This window comes from Streptomyces sp. DH37, from assembly GCF_029813835.1.
Taxonomy (GTDB): domain Bacteria; phylum Actinomycetota; class Actinomycetes; order Streptomycetales; family Streptomycetaceae; genus Streptomyces.
The window spans coordinates 1-452 of the sequence record NZ_JARVKV010000189.1 but is presented as its reverse complement, the minus strand read 5'-3'; the positions used below and the strand labels follow the sequence as shown (position 1 = coordinate 452).

At 72.6% G+C, this 452-nt stretch carries 1 pseudogene; it reads right to left on the bottom strand.

The window, feature by feature from the left end:
* Window positions 1–219 precede the first annotated feature (219 nt).
* Window positions 220–452: pseudogene (locus QC029_RS30605) on the bottom strand (AarF/ABC1/UbiB kinase family protein); the annotation flags it as partial.

Here is a 452-nt window from a genome sequence, read left to right as displayed (position 1 = left end):
CGTTCCGCCCTCCGCCCTTCTCCGCCCCGCCCCGACCCCCTTTTTCGGCCCGGTGGTGGCCGGTGCCCTGTGGTGCCGGGCCCGGCCCGTTCCGCCCTCCGCCCTTCTCCGCCCGGGCCCGTCCCCCTTCTCCGCCGGGGCCCGTCTCCCTTTTTCCGCCCGGGCTCCTTCCTCTGTCCCGGCCTCTTTCTCCGCCGGGGCCGCTGTGTGGGTCGGGGGTTACCGTCGGGGGGTGGTGATCGTGAAGAGGACCAGCAGGACCAGTACCGAGCTGATCAGCAGCATGTTGTAGCCGACGACCTCGAACAGCCGCAGGGATCCGGACAGGCGGGGGCCGCCCTGGGTGGACAGCAGCAGCATGCCCAGTACGCCGGTGAGTCCGCCGAGGACGGCGAGCAGGACGTCGCGGACGATGCCCCGGAGGAAGCGCCGGTCGCGTTCGTCGGCCAGCA